The organism is Mesorhizobium sp. MC2-1-1, from assembly GCF_057597255.1.
Genome location: NZ_CP195205.1, coordinates 3515049 through 3538035, shown reverse-complemented (window position 1 = coordinate 3538035; position 22987 = coordinate 3515049). Strand labels below are relative to the sequence as shown.

Annotated in this window: 25 protein-coding genes; 11 read left to right on the top strand and 14 right to left on the bottom strand. The window is 62.8% G+C overall.

What is annotated here, in order from left to right; genetic code table 11:
* Positions 1 to 19: 19 nt before the first annotated feature.
* The 3 genes from ACR64R_RS17510 to sppA form a co-directional block, all read right to left on the bottom strand.
* On the bottom strand, positions 20 to 349 hold the full coding sequence (locus ACR64R_RS17510; protein ID WP_487357589.1) for a DUF1049 domain-containing protein: 330 nt from the start codon (positions 347 to 349) through the stop codon (positions 20 to 22).
* 62 nt (positions 350 to 411) lie between these two features.
* Positions 412 to 696, bottom strand: a complete 285-nt coding sequence (locus tag ACR64R_RS17505; RefSeq protein WP_487357588.1) for an integration host factor subunit beta — start codon at positions 694 to 696, stop codon at positions 412 to 414.
* A 75-nt stretch (positions 697 to 771) separates the two neighbouring features.
* Positions 772 to 1728 carry a signal peptide peptidase SppA gene (gene sppA, locus ACR64R_RS17500; RefSeq protein ID WP_487357587.1) on the bottom strand — a complete coding sequence of 319 codons (957 nt, stop codon included), beginning with the start codon at positions 1726 to 1728 and terminating at the stop codon, positions 772 to 774.
* A 292-nt stretch (positions 1729 to 2020) separates the two neighbouring features.
* Here sppA and lptC point away from each other — a divergent pair, with 292 nt between their 5' ends.
* The 4 genes from lptC to rpoN all read left to right on the top strand — a co-directional run bounded on the left by lptC (position 2021) and on the right by rpoN (position 5856).
* On the top strand, positions 2021 to 2734 hold the full coding sequence (gene lptC / locus ACR64R_RS17495; RefSeq protein ID WP_487357586.1) for an LPS export ABC transporter periplasmic protein LptC: 714 nt from the start codon (positions 2021 to 2023) through the stop codon (positions 2732 to 2734).
* Positions 2721 to 3323, top strand: a complete 603-nt coding sequence (locus ACR64R_RS17490) for an LptA/OstA family protein (RefSeq protein WP_487357585.1) — start codon at positions 2721 to 2723, stop codon at positions 3321 to 3323. The genes lptC and ACR64R_RS17490 overlap by 14 nt, the downstream gene beginning before the upstream one ends.
* Entirely contained in the window at positions 3323 to 4141 is an 819-nt protein-coding gene (gene lptB, locus ACR64R_RS17485; RefSeq protein WP_487357584.1) for an LPS export ABC transporter ATP-binding protein, read from the top strand. Before ACR64R_RS17490 ends, lptB begins: the two co-directional genes overlap by 1 nt.
* Positions 4142 to 4329: 188 nt before the next feature.
* On the top strand, positions 4330 to 5856 hold the full coding sequence (gene rpoN, locus ACR64R_RS17480) for an RNA polymerase factor sigma-54 (RefSeq protein ID WP_487357583.1): 1527 nt from the start codon (positions 4330 to 4332) through the stop codon (positions 5854 to 5856).
* A 72-nt stretch (positions 5857 to 5928) separates the two neighbouring features.
* Here the strand turns inward: rpoN and ACR64R_RS17475 are convergent, their stop codons facing one another.
* On the bottom strand, positions 5929 to 7098 hold the full coding sequence (locus tag ACR64R_RS17475) for a glycosyltransferase (protein WP_487357582.1): 1170 nt from the start codon (positions 7096 to 7098) through the stop codon (positions 5929 to 5931).
* A gap of 102 nt (positions 7099 to 7200) precedes the next feature.
* Positions 7201 to 8568 (bottom strand): glycosyltransferase family 39 protein, encoded by a 1368-nt coding sequence (locus ACR64R_RS17470; RefSeq protein ID WP_487357581.1) that lies wholly within the window; start codon positions 8566 to 8568, stop codon positions 7201 to 7203.
* Positions 8569 to 9064: 496 nt separating this feature from the next.
* On the opposite strand from ACR64R_RS17470, the gene hpf reads away from it, so the two are divergent.
* Positions 9065 to 9652: a ribosome hibernation-promoting factor, HPF/YfiA family gene (hpf, locus tag ACR64R_RS17465; protein WP_487357580.1), complete on the top strand. Its 588-nt coding sequence runs from the start codon at positions 9065 to 9067 to the stop codon at positions 9650 to 9652.
* A 59-nt stretch (positions 9653 to 9711) separates the two neighbouring features.
* Positions 9712 to 10176: a PTS IIA-like nitrogen regulatory protein PtsN gene (gene ptsN, locus ACR64R_RS17460; RefSeq protein WP_042641064.1), complete on the top strand. Its 465-nt coding sequence runs from the start codon at positions 9712 to 9714 to the stop codon at positions 10174 to 10176.
* Between the two features lie 85 nt (positions 10177 to 10261).
* Here ptsN and ACR64R_RS17455 read toward each other — a convergent pair whose 3' ends face one another.
* The gene (locus tag ACR64R_RS17455; protein WP_487357579.1) at positions 10262 to 10519 is read right to left on the bottom strand and encodes a BQ00720 family protein; all 258 of its coding nucleotides are present in this window, start codon (positions 10517 to 10519) and stop codon (positions 10262 to 10264) included.
* Positions 10520 to 10581: 62 nt separating this feature from the next.
* Positions 10582 to 11007, bottom strand: coding sequence for an Hsp20 family protein (locus ACR64R_RS17450; RefSeq protein WP_487357578.1), 426 nt, complete (start codon positions 11005 to 11007; stop codon positions 10582 to 10584).
* 240 nt (positions 11008 to 11247) lie between these two features.
* Here ACR64R_RS17450 and ACR64R_RS17445 point away from each other — a divergent pair, with 240 nt between their 5' ends.
* A complete protein-coding gene (locus tag ACR64R_RS17445) occupies positions 11248 to 12192 on the top strand; it encodes a nucleoside hydrolase (RefSeq protein WP_487357577.1) in 945 nt (314 codons plus the stop codon).
* 513 nt (positions 12193 to 12705) lie between these two features.
* On the opposite strand, the gene ACR64R_RS17440 is transcribed toward ACR64R_RS17445, so the two are convergent.
* The 4 genes from ACR64R_RS17440 to ACR64R_RS17425 all read right to left on the bottom strand — a co-directional run bounded on the left by ACR64R_RS17440 (position 12706) and on the right by ACR64R_RS17425 (position 15945).
* The gene (locus ACR64R_RS17440) at positions 12706 to 13320 is read right to left on the bottom strand and encodes a LysE family translocator (RefSeq protein WP_487357576.1); all 615 of its coding nucleotides are present in this window, start codon (positions 13318 to 13320) and stop codon (positions 12706 to 12708) included.
* Between the two features lie 95 nt (positions 13321 to 13415).
* On the bottom strand, positions 13416 to 14867 hold the full coding sequence (locus ACR64R_RS17435; protein ID WP_487357575.1) for an amidase: 1452 nt from the start codon (positions 14865 to 14867) through the stop codon (positions 13416 to 13418).
* Positions 14868 to 14872: 5 nt separating this feature from the next.
* The gene (locus tag ACR64R_RS17430; RefSeq protein ID WP_487357574.1) at positions 14873 to 15778 is read right to left on the bottom strand and encodes a ribokinase; all 906 of its coding nucleotides are present in this window, start codon (positions 15776 to 15778) and stop codon (positions 14873 to 14875) included.
* A gap of 23 nt (positions 15779 to 15801) precedes the next feature.
* Entirely contained in the window at positions 15802 to 15945 is a 144-nt protein-coding gene (locus ACR64R_RS17425) for a hypothetical protein (protein WP_487357573.1), read from the bottom strand.
* A 236-nt stretch (positions 15946 to 16181) separates the two neighbouring features.
* Here ACR64R_RS17425 and ACR64R_RS17420 point away from each other — a divergent pair, with 236 nt between their 5' ends.
* Positions 16182 to 16496, top strand: a complete 315-nt coding sequence (locus ACR64R_RS17420; RefSeq protein WP_487357572.1) for a hypothetical protein — start codon at positions 16182 to 16184, stop codon at positions 16494 to 16496.
* Here the strand turns inward: ACR64R_RS17420 and ACR64R_RS17415 are convergent.
* Entirely contained in the window at positions 16433 to 17338 is a 906-nt protein-coding gene (locus ACR64R_RS17415; RefSeq protein ID WP_487357571.1) for a methylated-DNA--[protein]-cysteine S-methyltransferase, read from the bottom strand. The genes ACR64R_RS17420 and ACR64R_RS17415 overlap by 64 nt on opposite strands.
* 115 nt (positions 17339 to 17453) lie before the next feature.
* Between ACR64R_RS17415 and ACR64R_RS17410 the strand changes: the two genes are divergently transcribed.
* Positions 17454 to 18269: a class I SAM-dependent methyltransferase gene (locus ACR64R_RS17410; protein ID WP_487357570.1), complete on the top strand. Its 816-nt coding sequence runs from the start codon at positions 17454 to 17456 to the stop codon at positions 18267 to 18269.
* A 10-nt stretch (positions 18270 to 18279) separates the two neighbouring features.
* Here ACR64R_RS17410 and ACR64R_RS17405 read toward each other — a convergent pair whose 3' ends face one another.
* Positions 18280 to 18774 (bottom strand): DUF2244 domain-containing protein, encoded by a 495-nt coding sequence (locus ACR64R_RS17405; RefSeq protein ID WP_487357569.1) that lies wholly within the window; start codon positions 18772 to 18774, stop codon positions 18280 to 18282.
* Between the two features lie 23 nt (positions 18775 to 18797).
* On the opposite strand from ACR64R_RS17405, the gene nth reads away from it, so the two are divergent.
* Both nth and ACR64R_RS17395 read left to right on the top strand, forming a co-directional pair.
* Complete coding sequence (gene nth, locus ACR64R_RS17400; RefSeq protein ID WP_487357568.1) at positions 18798 to 19604, top strand: endonuclease III; 807 nt, start codon at positions 18798 to 18800, stop codon at positions 19602 to 19604.
* Between the two features lie 266 nt (positions 19605 to 19870).
* Positions 19871 to 20428, top strand: coding sequence for a GNAT family N-acetyltransferase (locus ACR64R_RS17395; protein WP_487357567.1), 558 nt, complete (start codon positions 19871 to 19873; stop codon positions 20426 to 20428).
* 55 nt (positions 20429 to 20483) lie between these two features.
* Here the strand turns inward: ACR64R_RS17395 and ACR64R_RS17390 are convergent, their stop codons facing one another.
* Positions 20484 to 22973 (bottom strand): EAL domain-containing protein, encoded by a 2490-nt coding sequence (locus ACR64R_RS17390; protein ID WP_487357566.1) that lies wholly within the window; start codon positions 22971 to 22973, stop codon positions 20484 to 20486.
* Positions 22974 to 22987 lie beyond the last annotated feature (14 nt).

Below are 22987 nucleotides of genomic sequence, written 5' to 3'. Positions count from 1 at the left end.
AGGCTCCGTGGGGCGTTATCTAGTTCGGCTTGGGAAGCGCCGGTCCATTCGGCGCCACGGGGGCGCGACTGACTGCCTGGCGCAGGTTTTCGGCCTCGAGGCCACGCTGGCGGGCGAGCTTGCGGTAGCGCCCCTGCCTGATCCAGGTCGCCGTGCTGCCGACGATCATGCCGATGGCCAAGGCCATGAAAATGAAGATAAAAAATGGCAGGTTGAGCGTCAGCGCGGGATTGCCCGGGTGAAACGGATCGAACGTGAAGGCGACAGGCCCGCGATTGGCCACGGCGAGCGCAATCAGGATGATTGCCAGCGGCACGAAGACCACGACGAGGATGAAGCGATTGAACATCAGATCTCCATGGTGAAGCGGCCTGGCGCCAAGATTCCGGGTTCAGATCGCCGGCGCGGCGCCTATTTGCCGCCGTTCAACCTCTCGCGCAACTCCTTGCCGGTCTTGAAGAACGGCACCCATTTTTCCTCGACCTCGACCGATTCGCCGGTGCGTGGATTGCGGCCGGTGCGGGCGGGACAATTCTTCACCGAAAAGGCGCCGAAACCGCGCAGTTCGACCCTGTTTCCCTCGGCAAGCGCATCGGTAATCTCGTCAAAGATGGCGCCGACGATATTTTCGACATCGCGCAGGAAAAGGTGCGGGTTGCGTGCAGCAATGATCTGCACAAGCTCGGATTTGATCATAGAACGTTCCCCGTAAAACCAGTGCAGTCGATTATCAGGATGATTTTATTGCTTTTTTCTCGTCCCAACGACGCCTCAAGGGTGCCAGACCGAAACGAGACCGTCAAGAAACAAGCGGTCGGCGCCGAGTTCGTGGATGACATCGCCGCCGGCATCGGGCAGGCCGAGGGCCTTGGCCGCCACTTTTGCCATCGACTGCGAAAACAGAAAACCGCCGGGCCTGTCCTTGTTCTTCCACTCGATCACCTTGAGCTTGCCGTCAACCCCCTTGGTCGCCAGCCAATCGATCGCCTCCTGCTCACCGCCGACGGCGTCGACCAGATGATTGGCCAAGGCCTGGCGACCGGTGAAGATCGAACCGTCGGCCAGCGCAAGGGCCTGCTCATGCGTCATTTTGCGGCGATCGGCGACGATGCCGACAAACCAGTCGTAGCTGTCGAGGATCAGTTTGCGCACCATGGCGCGCTCGTCGTCATTGGTCGGCTTGAAGGGCGAGGGCGATGCCTTGAGCGGCGACGACTTCACTTCCTCCAGCTTGATGCCGAGCTTGTCCATTAGACCGCTGACATCGGGATACTGGATCAGAACGCCGATCGAGCCGACGATCGAGGTCTTGCGGGCGACGATGTGGTCGGCCGCGCTTGCAATCATGTAGCCGGCCGAAGCCGCCAGCGTGCCGACCTCGGCCACGACGGGCTTATCTCCGGCAAGCTTGCGCACCGCCTCGAAGGTGGACTCGCCGCCGACCGTAGTGCCTCCGGGCGAATCGATCGACAGGATGACGCCCTTTACCTCCGGCGAGGTGCGGATCGCTTCCAGCCTCTTAAGCAGTTCCTCGTCCTCGGTGATGGTGCCTTCGATCTTGACCTTGGCGATATGGGGAAGCGCCCGGCCGGTAAAATTATCGTCATAGAACCAGGACGAGAATGCGATGACGGCTGCCGCCAGAATCAGAAACGCGGCCACGCGCCAGAACGTCAGCTTGCGGCGCAGGCGGCGGCGGTCGATCAGGTCGTCGGCTCTCATTGCCATCGTCAGCCTCATTGGTCGGAGGGAAAGCACGCTTTTAAAGCAAGCCCAGGCATGCGGCTACCGTTTCCTGAATGTCCGGCTTCAACCTTCGCGTTGACGTCAGGCTCACGAAAAATTAACGCAGTCCGTCCGTATCTGCTATGAAGTGCTGGCCGTCTTCGCCAAATTCCTCCCGATTTTGCGGGCGGCAGCCGTCACATTTTTGCAGTTTTCCTCCGCTTGTGCTTTGCTTGTAGGTGCCGACATACCACCTATAGGCGATGTTGGGCGGGCAAAGGTCCACTAGAAGGTCATGTTGGCGCGATCTGACGAAACGAGCGACGCCGGTAAGGCACCGGCTCACGCGACCCCGGACGGCACGCGTGGCGATGCGTTCAACCGCGCGCGGCGGCACTCGCGCCGCGTGCGCGTGCTGAAATTCGCGGTGCCGCTGGTGGCGGTCGCGATCGCCGTGGCTTTCCCGGTCTATTCCTACCTGAAGGCGCCTCTGTCCGTCTCGGTGCAGGCCGACGGCACGGCCTTTTCAGACGGCAAGCTGGTGATGGCCAATCCGAAGCTCAACGGCTTCACCAAGCAGAAGCTGCCCTATTCACTGACCGCGACCAGGGCGACGCAGGACGTCGGCCAGCAGGCCGTCATCGACCTCGAAGGCATCAACGCGAAACTGCCCGTGGCCACCGACAACATCGTATCGGTCGATGCCGCGCACGGCATCTATAACCGCGACGCCAATACGATGGATCTGACCAGCGACGTCAGCGTGACGACGACGGACGGTTTGGTGGCGAAATTCAAATCGATCTTCCTAGACATGGGCAAAGGCTCTATGAAGACGAGCAATCCGGTCGACGTCAGCCGTGGAGGGTCGCGCATTACCGCGGACTCGATGTCGGTCGAGGACAATGGCAGGCTTGTGGTCTTCGAGAACCGGGTTCGCGTAAACATCGATCCGACTGCGCTGAAGGCGGCAGGGGTAAACAGTGGAGAACAGAATGCGTCGCAGTAAATCCGCGTGGGCTCTGGCCGCTGCCTCCGCATTGCTGTTTCTGGGGGCGGCGCATTCCTTCGCGCAGTCGAGCGCGACCAGCCAGATGTCCGGGCTCAAGCTGTCCGGAGACCAGCCGATCCAGATCGAGAGCGACAAGCTTGAGGTCCGCCAAGCCGACAGCATGGCCATTTTCAGCGGCAACGTCACAGTCAATCAGGGGCCGACCCTGCTCAAGGCCGGCAAGATGACGGTCTACTATGTCAAGGATCCCAAGGCCGACAAAAGCGCTGCCGCCGGGGCGTCGGCGATGACGGGCGCTGCCAATATCGACCACCTTGAGGTCGAGAACAAAGTCTACATCAAATCCAACGACCAGATCGCCACCGGCGACACCGGCAAGTTCGATATGAAGACGCAAGTGCTTGTGCTTTCGGGCAAGGAAGTGGTGCTGTCGCAGGGCGACAATGTGCTCAAGGGCTGCAAGCTCACCGTGCAGATGAAAAGCGGCCTCGCCAATGTCGACGGTTGCGGAACCGGTGGCCGCGTCATCATGTCGATCACGCCCCAGAAGCAGGGCACGTCCCAGCAGGGAGCGTCGAGCAACTAATGGCCGGCGTGACCTCGCTGCTTGCCCGTCTTCCGGGACGGGCGGCTGCAAAGCCGGCTGCCCCGGTGACGGTCGGCGCCGACAAGGCGAAGTTCAAGGGCACCCTGATCGCCAAGGGCCTGACCAAAAGCTACAAGGGCCGCAAGGTGGTGAGCGGGGTGACGCTCGGCGTGCGTGCGGGCGAGGCTGTCGGGCTGCTTGGCCCCAATGGCGCCGGAAAGACCACATGTTTCTACATGGTCACCGGCCTTGTTCCCGTCGATGAGGGCTCGATCGAGATCGACGGATTCGATGTCACCTCGATGCCGATGTACCGGCGCGCTCGCCTTGGTATCGGCTATCTTCCGCAGGAAGCGTCGATCTTCCGGGGCCTGAACGTCGAGCAGAACATCCGCGCCGTGCTGGAGGTGGTGGAAAAGAGCCGCAAGGAGCGCGAGCGCACGCTCGACGAGTTGCTCGAGGAGTTCCACATCAGCCATCTGCGGAAGGCGCCGTCGATGTCGCTGTCGGGCGGCGAGAGGCGTCGCCTCGAAATCGCGCGGGCGCTGGCGACGCGGCCTGCCTATATGCTGCTCGACGAGCCCTTCGCCGGCATCGACCCGATCGCCGTCGCCGACATCCAGCAACTCGTCCGCCACCTCACGGCGCGCGGCATCGGAGTCCTGATCACCGACCACAATGTGCGCGAGACGCTCGGCCTGATTGATCGTGCCTACATCATCCATGCCGGCCAGGTTCTGACGCATGGCCGCGCCGACGAAATCGTCGCCAACGCGGATGTGCGGCGGCTCTATCTCGGCGAGGGCTTCACGCTCTGATCCGCGGATATTCGGGCCGCGGCGCGGTTTTCGATGCCGCGTGACGATTATAGGCTATTTTAGCGCTCGATAACGCTCCGGTAAGCCGCGGCTGCTAGCGTTTTGCTTGACAAGCAAAAGCCGGGCCAGTTTCTATGCCCGATCAGAAACATCAGTCCGATGCGTAGACGAGGCGTTTGAATCCCACCATGGCGCTGGCAGCCAAACTGCAGCTCAGACAGTCCCAGTCGCTGGTGATGACGCCGCAGCTGATGCAGTCGATCCGGCTGCTGCAGCTTACCCATGTCGAACTCGAGCACTTCATCGACGAGGAGATCGAGCGCAACCCGCTACTGGAGCGGGCCGAGCCGCAGGACGACGCCGCCAGCGACCAGGCCCAGAAAACCGAGGTCGCGCCGGAACGGGATTCCGAAGGCGATTGGTTCGAGGGCGAGACGGAGTGGAGCGCGGAGGGGATTTCGCAAAAGCTAGACTCTTCCCTGGAGAACCTGTTCCCGGACGATCCCGGCACCAGCGAGCGGCTGGGGCCGGATCTCACGGCGCAGTGGAAATCGGCCGCCGGCGGCGCAGGCACGGCGTCATCCGAAGGGTTCGACGTCGGCGACATGGCCGCGGCCGCCGTCACATTGCGCGAGCATGTCGGCGAGCAGGTCGCGCTTGCTTCGCTGAGCCCCGGCGAACGCCTTATCGCAGGTGAGCTTGCGGAAGGAATCGATGAAGCTGGTTATCTGCGCACGGACCTCGATGAGATCGCGGCACGGCTCGGGGCGGATGAAGCGGCGGTGGCGCGCGTGCTTGGCGTCTGCCAGACCTTCGAGCCGGTAGGACTTTTCGCGCGCGACCTTGCCGAGTGCCTGTCGCTGCAGCTCCAGGCGCGCGACCGCCTCGATCCGGCGATGAAGGCGGTGATCGCCAATCTCGAGCTTCTGGCGCGGCGGGATTTCCAGACGCTGAAACGCATCTGCGGCGTCGACGAGGAGGACCTCCTCGACATGCTGGCCGAGATCCGCGCCCTCGATCCGCGACCGGGGCTGGCGTTCTCGGGCGGCGCAAGCGATGCCATCGTCGCCGATGTCGAGGTCCGCGCGGCCAATGACGGCAGCTGGGTGGTGGAGCTCAATGCCGACACGCTGCCGCGCGTGCTGGTGGACAACGTCTATTTTGCCCGCATTTCGGGCCACGCCAAGGATCAGGCGGAAAGGGATTTTCTCGCCGAATGCCTGCAGAACGCCAATTGGCTGACGCGCAGCCTCGACCAGCGGGCCAAGACCATTCTCAAGGTGGCCTCCGAAATCGTGCGCCAGCAGGATGCCTTCCTCGTCCATGGCGTGCGCCATCTCAAGCCGCTCAACCTGCGCACAGTGGCCGATGCCATAGGCATGCATGAATCGACGGTCAGCCGCGTCACCGCCAACAAATACATGCTGACGCCACGTGGCGTCTTCGAGCTGCGCTATTTCTTCACGGCATCGATCGCCTCGGCCGAAGGCGGCGAAGCCCATTCGTCCGAAGCCGTGCGCGACCGCATCAAGCAGATGATCGACGAGGAAAAGCCCGCCGACGTGCTCTCCGACGACGCCATCGTCGACATGCTCAAGGAAAGCGGGGTCGACATCGCGCGCCGCACCGTCGCGAAGTATCGCGAAGGCATGAACATTCCTTCGTCCGTGCAGCGGCGGCGGGAAAAACGCGCGCTCGCGAACGCTGGCCGCTAGGGCAATTCCAGGAAAGTTGAGGCGGTGGGGCTTCGCGGTAGCCGTTATTGCGGCGGCAGCGGGCCTTGCCGCCTACACCCCGGAAGTGTTTGCGCCGCCGCTCGCACGTTTTCTTACCCTCCAGGTAAAGACTGATGTGACCGCATAGTTCCAAACGGCGCCGACGAGGATACCGGCCAGACCCGCCGACCACCATCTGTAGTGGCTGTTCGCGAACAGGTAGTTCGCAATGCCGACATTTGCGAAGGCGCCCACGGCGCATACGAGCATGAAACTGGACAAGCCGAAAATCACCTCCTTGACGCCCCGGAGGCGCCTGTCGCGATAGGTCAGAGTGTTGTTAACAAAGAAATTGAACACCATCGCGGTGAATGTCGCGACGCCTTGAGCGGCGATGAAATCGAGACGGCCCGTGGCGAGAAGCGCCGACAAAACCACCATATGAACGAGGACGCCCAGCCCGCCTATCAGGGAGAAAGATATGAAGCGCGCCGGAATGATGTGGCCGACCAGCTTGTCGGCCAGCAACATCAGGTACTCCCATGTAACCAATGCATCCAGCTTGCTCTCGCCGGCCTGCCGCGGTCGGAACTGATAAGCGACCTCCCGAATTCTCAACGGAGATTTCGAGGAAGCACAGATATCCAAAAGGATTTTGTAGCCTTGCCCCGATAGATCCCTGACCGAATTATCGAAAGCCGATCTCGTAATGGCGAAGAAGCCGCTCATCGGGTCGCTGAGATCGCTTTTGGTCACCATTCTGGCCAACCATGTCGCAACGGCGCTGATTTGTGCCCGGCGCTGGTCCCAGGAACCCAGCCCACCACCTTCGATATACCTTGAACCGACCACAAGGTCGGCGGCGTCGGTTTCGAGGAAGGAAAGCATTTCCGGTAGGATCTTCTCGTCATGTTGGAGATCGGCATCTATTACGACCATGAAGGGAGTGGTCGTGCTGAGCATGCCTTCGGTGACGGCAGTGGATAGCCCACGCCGGCCGATACGATGAATGAGCCGAATTCCGGGGACGGCGGCGGCCAATTTCGCAACTTCGGTTCTCGTGCCGTCAATGGAGTCGTCGTCGACAAAGACGATCTCGTGGTCCCTGCCTTTGAGTGCGTTCCCAACAGCTGCCGCGATCTTGGAAACATTCGCAACTTCATTGAATGTCGGGATTATCACCGAAACCAACGGGACAAAATGCGAGTTCGCATTTTGACTGTCTGTGACATCGATGTTCAAAGTCGACCCCTGGTTATCTGAGGTTGGCGCCGTGGCGCCTGACCGCGCTTTGACGCCATGCAAAGCCGCCTATCGTCGGATCAGGCTGGAGCAAGCCAAGCTTCAATACCAATGCAGCAGTGGGCCAGCATTCACCACCGTCAATTTTCCGGCGGTGACGAGGTTGGTGACGACATCGGGAGGAAGATGGCCGGTGAGAATCTGCTCGCGGGTGTAGAAGGGATCGACAACGAAAGGCTTTCCCGAACGGTAACTGGCCAAGGTGGAGGAGCAGGTCGTGTCTCCGGGCGTGTTTCTGAGGCGGGCGACAGCGGCGGACATGGCGGCTTCGCGCAAGGCTATTTCCGCGTGAAAGCCGGGGTCCATCAACAATTGCACCGGTTCCAGGCGAGCGGACGCCACCAGACGGAGACAAATGGCGAGCAGAAGGATGAATTGGAGCTTCTGCGGGGACCAGCGCCGAGCGAGCGGCAAACCCGGCGCGTGCGCGAAAGCGAGGCCGGTGGCAATGGACACGCCGAAGACCAGCTCGAACTGAGCGTTGTAGGCTACGCCGTCGCCGGTCTTCTGGACGAAGAACATCACGAGGCCAAGCGTATTCAACAGATTGCAGAGCCGGATATTGGCATCGGTCCTGCGCGCAATGCCGACGTAAGCCCAGGCAGCCAGGCCAACGGCAATCCATTGCAGATGGCCGATGGCGCCTACGGCGTGTTTCAACATGTAGGCGCGCGGCGACCTCAAATTGGTAAAGAAGTCAGGGCCGAAGGCGAGGTAGCAAAGAGCGAATCCCAACAGGATGGCGAATGCCGCCAGAAGCCCCGATTTCACCATCTGTCGCGGCCGGGTGAAGCCCAGCCAGATCATAGCCGTCAGCGGCATCACCACCAGGTTGTGCTTGATGAAACCCGCGCCCACCATCAGAAGGATGGGCAGCGCAAAGCCGCGATCCTGCGATCTGGCCTGCAGGAAGGCGACAAAGCCAATGGTCATGACCGCCTGCGCCAGCAAATGCGGGTCATTCATCCCGACATAGCTGGTAAAGAAGCGGCACATGGTGGCGCCAAAAAACAGCGCGCCGACTCCTGCGGAGGTCGCATCGCCGCCTAGAAGGCGGACCGCGCGGAAAACGCCCCAGGCGATCACCAGCACCGCTGCGAGCGACAGCAACCGCCCAGCTAGAACGGGATCGCCGATCAATCGTCCAAGACCGCCGACGATATAGAAGGAAAGCGGCGGATAATTGTTGGCGATCAACTGGTGGGCGGAGGGATAGAGCGGCATCCGCCCCATCGCCGCGTCGGCATAATAGGCATTCCACCCCTCATTGGTATCGATCTCGATGTTCAAAAACGCCCGATAAACCGGCCACAGGGCCGCCAGGGCGGTCAGCAGGGCGAGGCAGCCGATCATGATGGACACGCGGCGGGTCGAGGAATTCCCGCCGGCCTGGCTCAGGGTTGAATGCATTTGATACCAAGGTCCGAATCCGATTTTGCGGGTAGGGCAGATGAAGCCGCCGTCGCCTTCGCTGTGGCTGACAGGGTCCGCCTGCGTTTAAAATCCGGGACCACAGAGGAAATCCCCATGTTCATTATGCAGCTGTAATGTCTTTCCCGGCAATGCCACTGCGGTTTCTGAAAACGCTATTTGTCGACGCGGCCCGGCCCGAAACCCGACAAGCCCTGGCCGGGGCGCGACACGCGGATTTTCCACAATTTCCAAGCTTCATTGACAAGCCGCAATGAAGTGGCTAGAAGCCCGCCCGCATGGAGCGGGGCGGTAATGCCCGCTTGCGGATGGGTCCGTCAGACACGGCCACGGACGGCCGAGAAGGCGACTTGTGATCAACCGGAAAGTTCGGGTCTAAAATCGGCGCGCATGCCGCTGCAAAGCTTGTGCGCGCGCGCCACGGGTATAAACTCGGGAACAGTTTGAAGCCTGAGCAAGGAAGGTCAGTTTTCAGATGAATCTACGCATTTCGGGAAAGCACATGGACATCGGCGATGCGTTCCGAACGCGCATCAGCGACCGGGTCGGCGAGGCGATCGAGAAGTATTTCGATCGTGGTTTTTCAGGACATGTCACAGTCGTCAAATCGGGGTCGCGTTTCTCCGCCGATTGCATGGTCCGGCTCGATTCCGGCGCTTCTCTGCAGGCGACGGGCGACGCCCAGGACCCCACGCTCGCCTTCGAGGCGGCCGCCGATCGCCTGGAAACGCGGCTGCGCCGTTACAAGCGCCGGCTGAAGTCGCGCAACACCGGCAACGCCAGCGGCGAAGAGCCGACCGACATCGCCTACACCGTGATGGCTCCCCTGGCCGACGATGAAGAAGACATCCCAGAGGACTTCGCCCCGGCCATCGTCGCCGAATCAAGCATGACGCTGCGGACCATGTCGGTAGCATCGGCCGTCATCGAGCTGGACACCAGCGACAGCCCGGTTTTCGTCTTCCGCAATGCCGGAAACGACCATCTCAACATCGTCTACCGCCGGCCGGATGGCAATATCGGCTGGATCGATCCGTCGACGACCAAAGTCGCACAGGGATAAAAGCCAGCCGCGCGAGGGGGCGACGACTGGCGCGGCAGGCGAGCAAGGGATTTTCAAGCATGGATCTCAGTGATCTCATCAGCGTACCGGCGATCATGCCGGCGTTGAAGGCGAATTCCAAGAAGCAGCTTCTGCAGTTGCTGTCGGAGAGGGCGGCCGCGATTTCGGGGATTCCGGAACGGGAGGTGTTCGACACCATCCTGCAGCGCGAACGGCTGGGCTCGACCGGCGTCGGCAACGGCATCGCCATCCCGCACGGCAAGCTCGCCGGCGTCAAGCGGATCGCGGGCGTCTTCGCACGCCTCGAAACGCCGGTCGATTTCGAGGCCTTGGACGACCAGCCGGTCGATTTGGTGTTCCTGCTGCTCGCCCCTGAAGGCGCGGGCGCCGACCATCTCAAGGCGCTGTCGCGCATCGCGCGCGTGCTGCGCGACGCCGATACTGTCGCCAAGATCAGGGGAACGCGGGACGCGGTGGCGATCCACGCGCTGCTATCGGATACGCAAGCCTCGCACGCCGCCTGAAATTTCGGATTGAAACCTCGGGAGGGCCGCCGCGAGCGGCCCTTTCCAATTCAGGCGAAGCCCCCGGGTTAGCTGGTGACCGAGGTCAGTGAATGGCGACCGTGGTCAGGTCGTTCTCCATCGCGCCGGCCAGCGCCCGGTCACGGGCATCGGAAAGCAGGATCGGCTGGCCGTTGGCCGCAAAAAGCGCCCACAGTTCCAGGCCGGGCGCGATTTCCTTGAGGCCGGGGAAACGGCCGCGCAGGTCGTCGCTCGACACTTTCCTGAGATAGGCGACGGAGCCTTCGCCGAGATGGGCGAGCTCGCCGCTGGTCATGTTAATGGTTTCGTCAGTTCTGGTCATTTCAAGCCTCCTTGGCGCGAGACGCCAGGATTGGCCGCCTCGCATAGAGCCATCGGCGAAGGTCAGTCTTTCACCGATATGTTTATTTTCCGTACCAACCGCTCGGCCTCCGGCCGGTCGAGATCGACCGACAACAGGCCGTTCTTCAGCTCGGCGCCGATCACCCGCATGCCGTCGGCCAGCACGAAGCAGCGCTGGAACTGGCGCGCGGCGATGCCGCGGTGGAGGAACTCGCGCTCGGTATCATCGGTCTGGCGACCGCGCACGACCAGCTGGTTTTCCTCCGTGGTGACATCGAGGTCGCTCTCGGCGAAACCGGCAACGGCCAATGTGATGCGCAGCCTTTCGGCCTTGCCGTCGGCGGCGCCGAGGCGTTCGATATTGTACGGGGGATAACTGTCGCCGGATTTCGCCAGACGCTCAAGCGTCTTTTCCACGGCGTCGAAGCCCAGAAGAAGCGGGCTGGAGAAGGGCGTCATTCGACTCATTGTTACACTGTCCTCTGAAGAGCGACACAAACTGGAAAAACCCGGATGGCATTTTTCCCGATGGCTTTGATATGGTCCGCCGCGCGATCAAGTTCAAGCCACTGAAATCAGGATGACGTTTCGTTGAACCGCCATCCTTTTTCAACTCGTCGTCGGACCAAAATCCTGTCCGAAAACCGGTTTCCGCTTTTCGGGATCATGCTCTAAACCCGCCCAAAAAGACTTCCAAAAGGAATTGAAATGCCCCAGTCCAGAAAGATCATCATCGACACGGATCCCGGCCAGGACGATGCCGTCGCCATATTGCTGGCGCTCGGCAGTTCCGAACTGGAGATCGTCGGCATAACCGCGGTTGCCGGCAACGTGCCGCTGAAGCTGACCCAGAACAACGCCCGCAAGATCTGCGAGCTGGCCGGCAGGCCCGACGTCAAGGTCTATGCCGGCGCCATCCGCCCGCTGGCGCGCGCACTTGTCACCGCCGAGGAAGTGCATGGCAAGACCGGCCTGAACGGGCCGCAACTGCCCGAGCCGACCATGCCGTTGCAGGAGCAGTACGCCGTCGATTTCATCGTCGAGACGCTGATGCGCGAGGAAAGCGGCACGATCACGCTCTGCCCGCTCGGACCGCTCACCAACATCGCGCTGGCGCTGATCCGGGAGCCCAGGATCGCGCCGCGTATCAAGGAAATCGTTCTGATGGGCGGCGGCTTCTTCGAGGGCGGCAACGTCACGCCGGCCGCCGAATTCAACATCTATGTCGACCCGCAGGCCGCCGACCTGGTGTTCAAATCGGGCATTCCGATCGTGATGATGCCGCTCGACGTCACCCACAAGGCGCTGACCACGTCCAGGCGCATCCAGGGCTTCCGCCAGCTCGGCACAAAGGTCGGCACCGCGACCGCCGAGATGCTGGAATTCTTCGAGCGCTACGACGAGGAGAAATACGGCACCGATGGCGGACCACTGCACGATCCGTGCGTGATCGCCTATCTCATCAAGCCAGAGCTGTTCAGGGGCCGTTACTGCAATGTCAGCGTCGAGACCTCGTCGGAGCTCACCATGGGCATGACGGTGATCGACTGGTGGGGCGTCACCAAAAGGGAGAAGAACGCAACGGTGATGCGCGACATCGACCATGACGGCTTCTTCGCGCTTCTGGTGGAGCGGCTGGGGCGACTTAACTGACTGCCAAGATCGTCAAGCATGAGTCGTCACCCGTCGAGCAATCGATGGGTGTCGACGCTGTTGTTGTGATGCTCGTCAATGGCATCATGGGTGCAGTAAAGCGCGCAGCCATTCATTCGGGAAACCGATAGAAGACGGACCGATCGTCGCGCCTGACGCGCTCGATTGCCACGTGCGAGCCGATCAAATAAGGGCGATCGTCCTGAACGAATACTATCGAACTGTCTTCGAGGAGCAGTGCGTATGTCTTCGTATGGTCCCAAGCGAGGCTTTTGACCGTAGCGCCACCTGGTCGACCGCCTGGGTCGGACTGGCATTGCTGGGTGCCAATATATAAATCGCAGCGAACAAGGCGACGATCAAGATTGCGCCGGGCGCGTCTCTCTTCAGATCGGCATAGGCCCACGACACCACATGAATCTCCTGCTGATCATTCATGCAAAGGTTGCAAGGCGGACTTTCAATCGGCCTTCTGTTGCGGCAAGGTAGTTGAGTCTTGGCTTCTGCTGGCTTTTATTTCGCCTTCGAGAACGCCAGCCACAGTCCGCCGCCCACCATGAAGCTGCCGCTGATGCGCGACATCAGCCGGACGCGGCTGGCCGACAGCAGGCGCCCGGCGCGGCCGGCGGCGAGCGCGTAGGTCGAGTCCGACATGGCGGCGAAGATCATCGCGGTCAGACCCATCACCACGATCTGCAGCGTGTAATTGCCCTGCGGCGCGATGAACTGCGGAAAGAAAGCGCCGAAGAAAACCAAGGTCTTCGGATTGCTTATCGCCACCATGAAACCCTGCAGGAAGAAACCGCCGCGCGGCTTGCGGGCCGATCCGTCGGGATTCAGCGCGCCCTTGGCGCGGAACATCTGCACGCCCATCCAGATCAGGTAGGCGGCGCCGATCAGCCGCACCCATTCGAACCAGTGGCCCATGCCGGCGATCAGCGTGTTGAGGCCGATACCGACGATGGCGATCATGATCGCAAGGCCGGCCTGCGTGCCGGCGACGTTGGCCAAGCCCGCGCGCGATCCGTGGCGGATGCTGTTGGCGATGATCAGTGTCACAGTAGGGCCCGGCACCAGGATGATGACGATGCAAGCGACGACATAGGTGGCGTAAAGTTCCAGCGACATGGTCTTGCCTCGAACCAGATGGCGCCGACGTGGGCGGAGCGCGATCAATGCACGGGATTGGCGCCGGCGCAAGCCGGCCGGGCGGGGCTGACGCGTCAACCCGCCCCCGCCGCCCATGGCAGCGTCGCCTCATAGGCGGCTCCGGCCCTGAGCACGTCCAGGTCGCCGCGCGGGCGGCCGATCAACTGCATGCCCATCGGCCGGCCCTTGTGGTCGAAGCCGGCCGGCACGTTGAGCGCCGGACAGCCGCCGAGCGTGGCGAAGGCCGAGACCTGCATCCAGCGGTGATAGCTGTCCATGGCCCGTCCCGCGACCTCACGCGGCCAGGTGATCGAGACGTCGAAGGGAAAGACCTGAGCCGTAGGCAGGGCTATCAGGTCGAAGCGCTCGAAGAGCGAAAGCAGCGCGCGGTGCCATGAGCTGCGTCGGACGGTTGCGGCATGGACTTGCGGCGCGGTCAGGCGCATCGCCTGCTCCACTTCCCAGACTGCCTCGGGCTTCAGAAGCCTGCGCTTTTCCGGGTCGTCATAGTGCGCCTTCAGCCCGCAGCCGCTGCTTGCCTGGCGCAATGTGACAAAAGCCTGCCACAACGCCTCGAAGTCGAAATCCGGCACCAGCGCTTCGCTGTGGAACGACGCATCGGCGAAGCGGGCAAGCGCAGCCTCGCAGAGATCGAGGACGCACGGTTCCGTCGGCAAATGGCCGCCGAGATCGCCCAGCCAGGCGATGCGGCCGCCGGACGCCTTCGCCCCCAGGCCATCGAGAAACGAATCTCCCTTGGCATAGGACAGCGGCGCGCCCGGATGGTAGCCGGCCTGTTCGTCGAGCAGCAGCGCGATGTCGCGCACGTTGCGCGCCATCGGCCCTTCCACGCCCATCTGCGCATGAAAGACATCGATGCTGGGCCCGGCGGGGACAAGCCCCTGCGACGGGCGAAAACCATAGACGTTGTTGTAGGCGGCCGGATTGCGCAGCGAGCCGCCGAAGTCGCTGCCGTCGGCGATCGGCAGCATGTCGAGCGCCAGCGCCACCGCCGCTCCGCCACTGGAGCCGCCCGCGGTCAGCGCCGGGTCGAAGGCATTGAGCGTCGGCCCGAAGACCGGATTATAAGTGTGGGAGCCGAGCCCGAATTCGGGAGTGTTCGTCTTGCCGATGATGATGGCGCCGGCCTTGCGGATACGCTCGACAAAAAATTCATCCTCGTCGGGAACGAAATCGGCGAAGATCGGTGAGCCGAACGTGGTTCTGAGCCCCTTCGTCAGGGCAAGATCCTTGATGGCGATCGGCATGCCGAAGAGCGATCCGGCCTCGCCGCCGCGAGCCAGATGAGCATCCCCCCTGTCGGCCTCGGCCAGGATATCGGCGCGCTCGCGCAGCGAAACGATGGCGTTGACCAGCGGGTTAACCGACTCGATGCGGTCGAGGAAGGCGCCGGCTACCTCGCGCACTGACAAATGGCGCTGCCTGATCTTCCCGGCAAGCTCGACGGCGGAGAAGCGGCATATATCGCGAGCCGGCGGCACGTCATGCTTGGTGACAGGACGCATCGCTTTTACCGCGTCCCCGCCAACGCGGCGTCTACATCCTTTGCCAGCGGAATGGCCGGCTGCGCGCCGGGCTTCAGGCAGGCGAGCGAGCCGGCCACAGCGGCACGTTTCAGCGCTTCCTGAAGCGACAGACCGGACGACAGGCCGGCGCCGAGATAGCCGCAGAAGGTGTCGCCTGCGCCGACCGTGTCGACGGGGGTGATCTCCAGCGCCGGAACGGTAAGGAAATCGTCGGGTGTTGCGGCCAACACGCCGTCGCCACCCAACGTGACGACGATGGCGCGGCCGGTCTTGGAGGCATAGTCGCGCATGCGGGCGGGGCGGTCGCGCCCGGAAAGCGCCAGGGCCTCGCCGTAGAGGTCGAATTCGGTTTCGTTGGCGACCGCGTAATCAGCCTTGCCGAGGAAGCCTGCGGCTTCGGCACGGAAGGGAGCGGTGTTGAGCACGCTGACGGCGCCAGCGGCGCGCGCCGCGTCGAGCGCGACCTCGACCGTCTGCAGCGGAATCTCGTGCTGCAAGAGCACGACATCCCCCTTCTTGAGGTAGGCTTTGGCGATGTCACCTGGCACGACCGAATCATTGGCTCCCGGCACGACGGCGATGACATTCTCCCCATCGGCGCCGACCAGGATCAAGGCCGTGCCTGTGGAGGCAAAGCTCTGGCCGACCCCGGAGAGGTCGACATTGCCGGCCTTGAGAAGGGCGAGCGCTTCGGCGGCAAAACCGTCCTTGCCGACCGCGCCTACCATGCGCACCGGCGCGCCGGCGCGTGCCGCGGCCAGGGCCTGGTTGGCGCCCTTGCCGCCGGGCGCGGTGGCGAAGCCGGAGCCGCGCACCGTCTCGCCGGGTCCGGGCAGGCGGTCGACATTGGCGATGAGGTCGAGGTTGATCGAACCGACAACGATAATCAAGAAGTGCCTCCCGCTGAAGCTGGTCATCCGCGGAAGGCGGACCCCGCTTCAAGACCTTGCTTTTGTGCAACTCCCGGCAAAAACGCGTGATACGGCCGTTCGAGAATTGCAGGCTGGGCGAAGCTAGCCGCAAAGTCGACCGGTTGCCAGATCATGTCGCTGTCCATGCGGCCTGGCCCACAGCATCATTCGCAGCGGAAGGTGAGCTGGACCTTGTAACTGCCCGCCGGGAAGATGCCTGGCAACTTTGTGGCGGTCAGGTCGACCTGGCGAACTGCCGGGAAATCCAATCCCGAGCCGTCGAGCGTAAGACGGAGGCGAAAGAGACGTTGGTGTCGCCGCCGCTCGGCGCGGATGAGAACCGGCCGGCGCCGGCGCGGACACCGAATAGGAGTCGATCAGGTTGAGCACGGTGCAGAGCAGCGAGCTTGCCGTGATGGTGGCGGTGGCGCTCGACCTGCCCGCCTGCTTGGAGCCGAATATGTTGATCGACGGGTTTGCCTTCATCACGCTGGTGTTGCCGATCATGATCGGGCAGGTGCCGATGATCGCCGCCCGCCCCGGCACGCAGAGGCAGCGAGCAGGACGGCCGCGAGCAGCACGCGGCTATTTCCTCTCGCGACTTTCAACAACAGAGAACGAAGAAATCGATCTTCACGACACCACTTGCCCGGCTTCCCAGCCGAGGATGGCACGTTTGCGCGTCAGGCCCCAGTGATAGCCGGTGAGCGCGCCGGACTTGCCCAGCGCCCGATGGCAGGGCACCACGAACGACATCGGATTGGCGCCCACCGCCGCACCCACGGCACGGCTGGCGTTCGGCGCGCCAATGCTTGCCGCGATCGAGGAATAGGTGCAGGCCCTGCCCATCGGAATACGCAACAGGGCTTCCCAGACACGAAGCTGGAAATCGGTGCCGATCATTACCACGCGCAGCGGCTGGTCGGCGCGCCATTTTGTCGGGTCGAAGACCCGCGCGGCGTAAGCCTGGGTAGCCGACATGTCCTCGACGTAGGTCGCGTTCGGCCAGCGGCCAGACATGTCGGCGAATGCGGCCCGCTCGCCGCCGGCATCACAGAAGGCGAGGCCCGCCAGCCCCCGGTCAGTGGCCATGATCAGCGCGATGCCGAACGGCGAGATGTGGTAGCCATAGCGGATGGTGAGACCCGCGCCACGCGTCTTGTAGTCGCCGGGCGACATCGCCTCATGGGTTACGAAGAGGTCGTGCAGCCGGCCGGGGCCAGACATGCCGAGCTCGAATGACGTCTCAAGGAGCGGCATGCCGGAATCGAGCAGCCTTCGCGCGTGGTCGAGCGTCACCGCCTGCAGGAAGGCCTTGGGCGAAAGGCCGGCCCAGCGGGTGAAGAGTTTCTGCAGGCCGGTCGGCGTCTCGCCGACCTCTTCGGCCAGGACCTCGAGCGAGGGCTGGTCGCGATAGTCGAGACTGATCTTCTCGATGGCGCGGCGCACGACGTCATAGTCGCTGCCTTCGGGCGTGATGTCGTTCTGAAGGATCGCGGTCGGCTTCATTTGCGTATTCATGGTCATCTGAGCGTTCATGGCAATGTCTCCTTGGCCGCGAATATCGGTCTTCCAGGGCTTTGCCACCACCCGAAACTTGCCTTCCAGCGCGCTGCACCCAGATAGAGTGGGCTTCGGGGCGAAGAGGACGATCATGGCCGGCCAAAAGATTGATCTGACCGGGGCAAGGGAAACCTTGCTGATGACGCTCTACGGCAAGGCGCTGGAGAGCCGGCTGCCCAATTCGCTGCTTCAGGACCGCTTCGCCGACGAGGCGGTGCGCAAGATCGACTATGATTTCTCGAGGCTCAAGGTCGATGGCAATCTAGGGCTCGGATTTGCAATCAGGGCGAAGACGCTGGACGTCAGCGTGGCGGATTTCATTGCAAGGTATCCCGACGCGATCGTGCTGCATCTGGGATGCGGACTAGACACAAGGGTCTTTCGCGTCGACCCACTGCCAGGCATCGACTGGTTCGATGTCGATTACCCCGATGTCATCGAGCTCAGGCGCAGGCTCTATCCTTCCGGGGACAGTTACCATCTGATCGCTTCATCGGTGACCGAACCGGACTGGCTGGCCCCGGTGCCCCGCAATCGCCCGGCAATCGTGGTGGCCGAGGGGCTGACGCCGTATCTTCCCGCCGAGGAGGGACCGCGGCTGCTCGCGCGGCTTGTGTCGCATCTTGCCGGCGGCGAGCTGATGTTCGACGCCTATAGCCGGTTCGGCCTGAAGCTGATGCGCCTCAATCCCGCCATCAAGGCGACCGGCGCCGAAGTCCATTGGGCTATCGAGGATCCGCGTGAATTGGAGCGGGCGGTGCCTAAGCTTCGCTTCATCGACGAGATCCCTTCCTACAAGCCGGAGCAAGGGGCGCGCCTGGGCTGGTCGGCGCGTCTATTCGTTGTTTTCTGGAAGCTCATTCCGGCCATGCGCAAGGTCGGCAGGCTGCTACGGTATCGGTTCTGATACTTGGGCGTCAGCGTGTCTTGGCGGTCGCCAGCGCGCGCGAGAAAGCGGTGGCGAAACTTTCGCGGTCGTCGGGATTGAGGAAGCCGCCGATCGCCACGGTCTTGCCTTGCGCTTCCACCGCCATCCCGGTGATGCCGATCTCGCTGTGGCGGGCGATCGAGAACCGTGTCCAGAACGGGTTGAAATGATGTGCCTCCGAACGGCCGGACGGTGCTGTCTTGCGGATCTCGAGACTGGTGCGCGAGACTGAGATTTCCTCGCGGGCGCGCGCGGCGCGGTAGTTGGCGCGGAAAGCGATGTAGACGGCGATCACGTCGAGGCCAAAGAAGCCGAACACCGGCCACGCGCCGTGCGCCAGGAAGAAGGCGCCGGTGACAAACCAACCGAACAGAAGCGCTCCCATCAGGACCAGGAAGCCGGTGCGGCCGAGCGAGCGGTGCGGCGTCAGCAAGGCCTGGAAAAATGGCTCGTCGGCCTGGAACGAGGCGTTTGTGTCGCTCATGAGGGGATATTATAGGAAGGGACATGGCGCCTCCCAAGTCCAAAAAATCCATAGCTGTCAAAAAGCCTCAGCCCTCCGTCGCGAACGGCGGCCGCGCGCCCGGCGCACGGCGGCGAAAGGCCGGCTCGCGATCGCTTTACAGTCCCGCCGAGGTGCATGAGATATTCCGGCGCTTTTGCGTGCAACGGCCCGAGCCGAAAGGCGAGCTCGACTATGTCAACGCCTTCACGCTGCTGGTCGCGGTGGTGCTGTCGGCGCAGGCGACCGACGCAGGCGTCAACAAGGCGACGAAGGGGCTGTTCACGGCGGCCGACACGCCAGCCAAGATGGTGGCATTGGGCGAGGCCAGGGTCGGCGACTATATCCGCACCATCGGTCTGTGGCGCAACAAGGCCAAGAACGTGACTGCACTGTCGAAGGCGCTGATCGACGATTATGCGGGTCAGGTGCCGCAGGATCGCGACGAACTGGTGAAGCTGCCGGGCGTCGGGCGCAAGACCGCCAATGTCGTGCTCAACGTCGCCTTCGGCCAACACACCATGGCGGTCGACACGCATATCTTCCGCATCGGCAACCGCATCGGGCTGGCGCCCGGCAAGACGCCCGAACAGGTCGAGCAGGGGTTGCTCAGGGTCATTCCGGCTGAGTTCATGCGCCACGCGCATCACTGGCTGATCCTGCATGGCCGCTATGTCTGCAAAGCGCGCAAGCCTGACTGCCCGGCCTGCGTGATCGCCGATATCTGCAAGTCGAAGGAGAAGACCACCGATATTCCGGCCCCGCTGGTGCCGATCGCCCCACTGGACGAAACGTTTCCGGCTGAGGCATAGGGGCGTGCTCCAATAACCGTAGCCGCGCGCCATTGCGCGGCGAAGACCGGAATAAGCATGAAGATGAAGCCTTCGGCCCGGACATAGTTCTTCACGGAAGCCAATTTCGCGGCCGCGACGTGGCTGGATCATATGTCCGGGTAGCATCGTCGGTCAGAATTTCCACAGGGCGAAATCGGTGCGCTGGAAGATGACCCCGGCCGGTTCTGGCCCTTGTTTGGGCGCGCCGGTTTGCTACGGGCTGCCACCTCAATGGAGAGAATACCATGGGCATCAGGACGGAAGCCGGCGTGCCGGTCCTCGATACGGCCCGGACCATTTTGCGGCCGCATCGTCTGGGTGATTTCGAGACCTATGCCGCCATGTGGGCGGAGCCTGCCGTCACCCGTTTCATCGGCGGCAAGCCGCGCACCCGGGAGGAAAGCTGGATGCGCTTCTTGCGCTTTGCCGGACTGTGGTCGCTGATCGGCTACGGCTTCTGGGCGATCGAGGAGAAGGGTACGGGCCGCTTCATCGGCGAGGCCGGGTTCCATGACCTGAAGCGGGAGATCGAGCCGTCGCTCGAAGGCGTACCGGAGGCCGGCTGGGCGCTGGCCTCGGATGCGCACGGCCAGGGGCTTGCGAGCGAAGTCGTCCGGCGGATCGTCGCCTGGGGCGACGATGTGTTCGGACGGTCCAGGACCGTCTGCATCATCGATCCGGAAAACGGCGCCTCGTTGAAGGTGGCCGAAAGGAACGGCTATCGCGAAATTCTGCGCACCACCTATCACGACAAGCCGACCATCCTTCTGGAGAGGCAGGCCGGCTTGGGCTGCGCTTTGTAAATCCCGGGAAAACAGACCGGTTCGACGTTCTTGGCGACGGCGAACCGCTCGAAGCCTAACCGGCCTTGCGGCGCAACGTCTTGGCCAACGTGTCCCAGGCATCCGTCATCGTAGTCTGTGCTGCCTGCCTGCCGCGCAGGACCGTTGCCGCGTCGAATGTCTGGGGCCGCGCGATCGCGTAACCCTGCGCATAATCGACGCCGATTGCTTTCAGGGCGTCGATGATACCGTCGCTTTCCACGAATTCCGCTATGGTGCGTTTTCCCGTCACCCTGCCGATGTGATGGATCATCTCGACCATCGCGCGGTCGATGCGGTCGTCGAGCATGTCCTTGACGAAGCCGCCGTCGATTTTGAGATAGTCGACCGGCAAATGCTTCAGATAGGCGAAGGACGACATGCCGGAGCCGAAATCGTCGAGCGCGAAGCGGCAGCCGAGTCCGCGCAGGTCGGCGATGAAGCGCATGGCATCGGTCAGATTGGCGATGGCGCTGGTCTCGGTGATCTCCAGGCAGATTGTCTCGGGCTCAATGCCATGCGCGGCGAACTGCTCGCGCATGAAGGCGAGGAAGGTCTCGTCACCGAAGGTGGCGCCGGAGAGATTGATCGCGCAGGTGGATACCGGCGTTGCATGCGGATCAGCGTGCCTGGCCGCCAGCGTGGCGAAGGTGTTGCGCACCACCCAGCGGTCGATCGCCGGCATCAATCCGTAGCGCTCGGCCGCGGGAATGAAGCTTTGCGGGGTGACGAAGCTGCCGTCCTCGTCAGCCAGCCGGACCAGAATTTCGATATGCGCGCCGCGCTCCAGGATATCGTCGTCCCGCAGTGGCGCAATCTCCTGCGCATGCAGTCTGAAGCGGTTCTGATCCAGCGCGGCATGCAGGCGCTGCACCCAGGCCATCTCGCCGAAGCGCTCGCGCAACGCGGTGTCGCCCTCGCTGTGGAGTTGGACACGGTTGCGGCCCTTTTCCTTCGCCATATAGCAGGCGACGTCGGCCGCGCGCAGCACCTCCTCCAACGTCATGCCGACATTGGCGACTTCGACCATGCCGATGCTGACGCTGACGTTGAAGGGACGACCTTCCCAGGAGAAATGCAGATCCTGCACCGTGGCGCGCAGCCGTTCCGCCGTGGCGGCGGCGCAATCGGGATCGCAATCGAAGAGCAGCACGCCGAACTCGTCGCCGCCGAGCCTGGCCAGAATATCGCCGGCCGGCAGTTCGTTGGCGAGCAGCACCGAGATCTGGCGCAGCAACTGGTCGCCGGCGGCATGGCCGCACGTGTCATTGACCAGCTTGAACTGGTCGAGGTCGAGATACATCAGCGCGTGCCGGCGCGGCTTTTCCGGCGGTTCGGAGATCGTACCTGCCAGCCGGTTCTCGAAGGCGCGGCGGTTGACCAGCCCGGTCAGAGCATCATGCGATGCCTGCCACGACAGGCGCTCTATATAATCCTGCTCGCGCGTCATATCATGCAGGGCCAGAACGCAGCCCAGGACCTTGCCGGAAACGATCAGCGGAGAGCCATTCAGCGCCACTGGCACGACCGACCCGTCGGAACGCTCGAGGAGCTGCGGGCGCACGTTGGAGCGGCGGGGCTCGCCCGCCAGCAGACGACGGATCAGATCCGTCTCCTCGACGCCGCTGTCCTTGTCGATCAGGCGGAACAAGACATCAACCGGTTTTCCCTTGGCGGTGGCCAGTGGGCGGGCAAGCAGCCTTTCCCCCACCGCATTCATATAGTCGAGCCGCCCCTCGGCATCTGTGCTGATGACGGCCTGGCCGATCGAGGCCAGCGTGATCTGAGCACGCTCGCGCTCGGCGTTGAGGGCGCTCTGAAACGCCTGGCGCTGTCTCATCAGCTTGCGCGTGCGCCAGACAACGAGCACGATCAGCAGAGCGGCGGTGGCGATATTGGCCGTCGTCAGCGCCATCTTGATGAAGCGCGATCCCTCTCCGAGGCTGTCGGAAAAGGCCTTGGCAAGCGGTCCGATCTGGCGGTCGAGTTGGTGGATTTTCGCTTTCCACATACCGATCTCAGCCGCGGATGCCGGCCCCATCTCCAGCCTTCGATGCATGTCGTTGCCAAGCCGATCGATCGCAAGGATCATCTCGTCGGCTGCCGCCCAGTGGCGGATCGCGGTATCGAGATAGCTGACGCCTCGGAAATTCCGGAACAGCCAGATCATGCCTTCGACATCGTCGGGGTGGTTGTTTCCGCCAAGAAAGCCAAGGCGGGCTGCATTCATGTCTGGCTCAGTCTGTTCGAGCGCGAGCCGCGCGGCACGATCCGCGAGCGGCGCGGCGATGGCTTGACGATATTCGTTGAAATACTCTTGCTTGCCAGTATCGGCATAAAGGCTCAGGAAATAGATGGCCTGCTTCTGTCCTTTCGACCATTGGCTTTCACCGCCGACATAGGCGCGGACGGCTGACAATGTGTAGAGGCTGAGGGTTGCTACCAGTGCCAGGATCAGAACCACGGCGACGAAGGGCCAGACCAGTCCTATCAGGCGCGGACCGTCATCGGTCGATAAGAGCTTCATCCCACTCCCACGGA

Coding starts and splice junctions, on each gene's coding strand:
- ACR64R_RS17490 (WP_487357585.1), top strand. CDS start 2,721: ATGCGTCGCAGTAAATCCGCGTGGGCTCTGGCCGCTGCCTCCGCATTG.
- ACR64R_RS17395 (WP_487357567.1), top strand. CDS start 19,871: ATGGGCATCAGGACGGAAGCCGGCGTGCCGGTCCTCGATACGGCCCGG.
- ACR64R_RS17440 (WP_487357576.1), bottom strand. CDS start 13,320: ATGTCGCTGGAACTTTACGCCACCTATGTCGTCGCTTGCATCGTCATC.
- ACR64R_RS17450 (WP_487357578.1), bottom strand. CDS start 11,007: ATGAGTCGAATGACGCCCTTCTCCAGCCCGCTTCTTCTGGGCTTCGAC.
- lptB (WP_487357584.1), top strand. CDS start 3,323: ATGGCCGGCGTGACCTCGCTGCTTGCCCGTCTTCCGGGACGGGCGGCT.
- ACR64R_RS17405 (WP_487357569.1), bottom strand. CDS start 18,774: ATGAGCGACACAAACGCCTCGTTCCAGGCCGACGAGCCATTTTTCCAG.
- ACR64R_RS17510 (WP_487357589.1), bottom strand. CDS start 349: ATGTTCAATCGCTTCATCCTCGTCGTGGTCTTCGTGCCGCTGGCAATC.
- ACR64R_RS17455 (WP_487357579.1), bottom strand. CDS start 10,519: ATGACCAGAACTGACGAAACCATTAACATGACCAGCGGCGAGCTCGCC.
- hpf (WP_487357580.1), top strand. CDS start 9,065: ATGAATCTACGCATTTCGGGAAAGCACATGGACATCGGCGATGCGTTC.
- ACR64R_RS17415 (WP_487357571.1), bottom strand. CDS start 17,338: ATGAACGCTCAGATGACCATGAATACGCAAATGAAGCCGACCGCGATC.
- ACR64R_RS17425 (WP_487357573.1), bottom strand. CDS start 15,945: ATGGACAGCGACATGATCTGGCAACCGGTCGACTTTGCGGCTAGCTTC.
- ACR64R_RS17410 (WP_487357570.1), top strand. CDS start 17,454: ATGGCCGGCCAAAAGATTGATCTGACCGGGGCAAGGGAAACCTTGCTG.
- sppA (WP_487357587.1), bottom strand. CDS start 1,728: ATGGCAATGAGAGCCGACGACCTGATCGACCGCCGCCGCCTGCGCCGC.
- lptC (WP_487357586.1), top strand. CDS start 2,021: ATGTTGGCGCGATCTGACGAAACGAGCGACGCCGGTAAGGCACCGGCT.
- ACR64R_RS17390 (WP_487357566.1), bottom strand. CDS start 22,973: ATGAAGCTCTTATCGACCGATGACGGTCCGCGCCTGATAGGACTGGTC.
- nth (WP_487357568.1), top strand. CDS start 18,798: ATGGCGCCTCCCAAGTCCAAAAAATCCATAGCTGTCAAAAAGCCTCAG.
- ACR64R_RS17470 (WP_487357581.1), bottom strand. CDS start 8,568: ATGCATTCAACCCTGAGCCAGGCCGGCGGGAATTCCTCGACCCGCCGC.
- ACR64R_RS17435 (WP_487357575.1), bottom strand. CDS start 14,867: ATGCGTCCTGTCACCAAGCATGACGTGCCGCCGGCTCGCGATATATGC.
- ACR64R_RS17445 (WP_487357577.1), top strand. CDS start 11,248: ATGCCCCAGTCCAGAAAGATCATCATCGACACGGATCCCGGCCAGGAC.
- ACR64R_RS17505 (WP_487357588.1), bottom strand. CDS start 696: ATGATCAAATCCGAGCTTGTGCAGATCATTGCTGCACGCAACCCGCAC.
- ptsN (WP_042641064.1), top strand. CDS start 9,712: ATGGATCTCAGTGATCTCATCAGCGTACCGGCGATCATGCCGGCGTTG.
- rpoN (WP_487357583.1), top strand. CDS start 4,330: ATGGCGCTGGCAGCCAAACTGCAGCTCAGACAGTCCCAGTCGCTGGTG.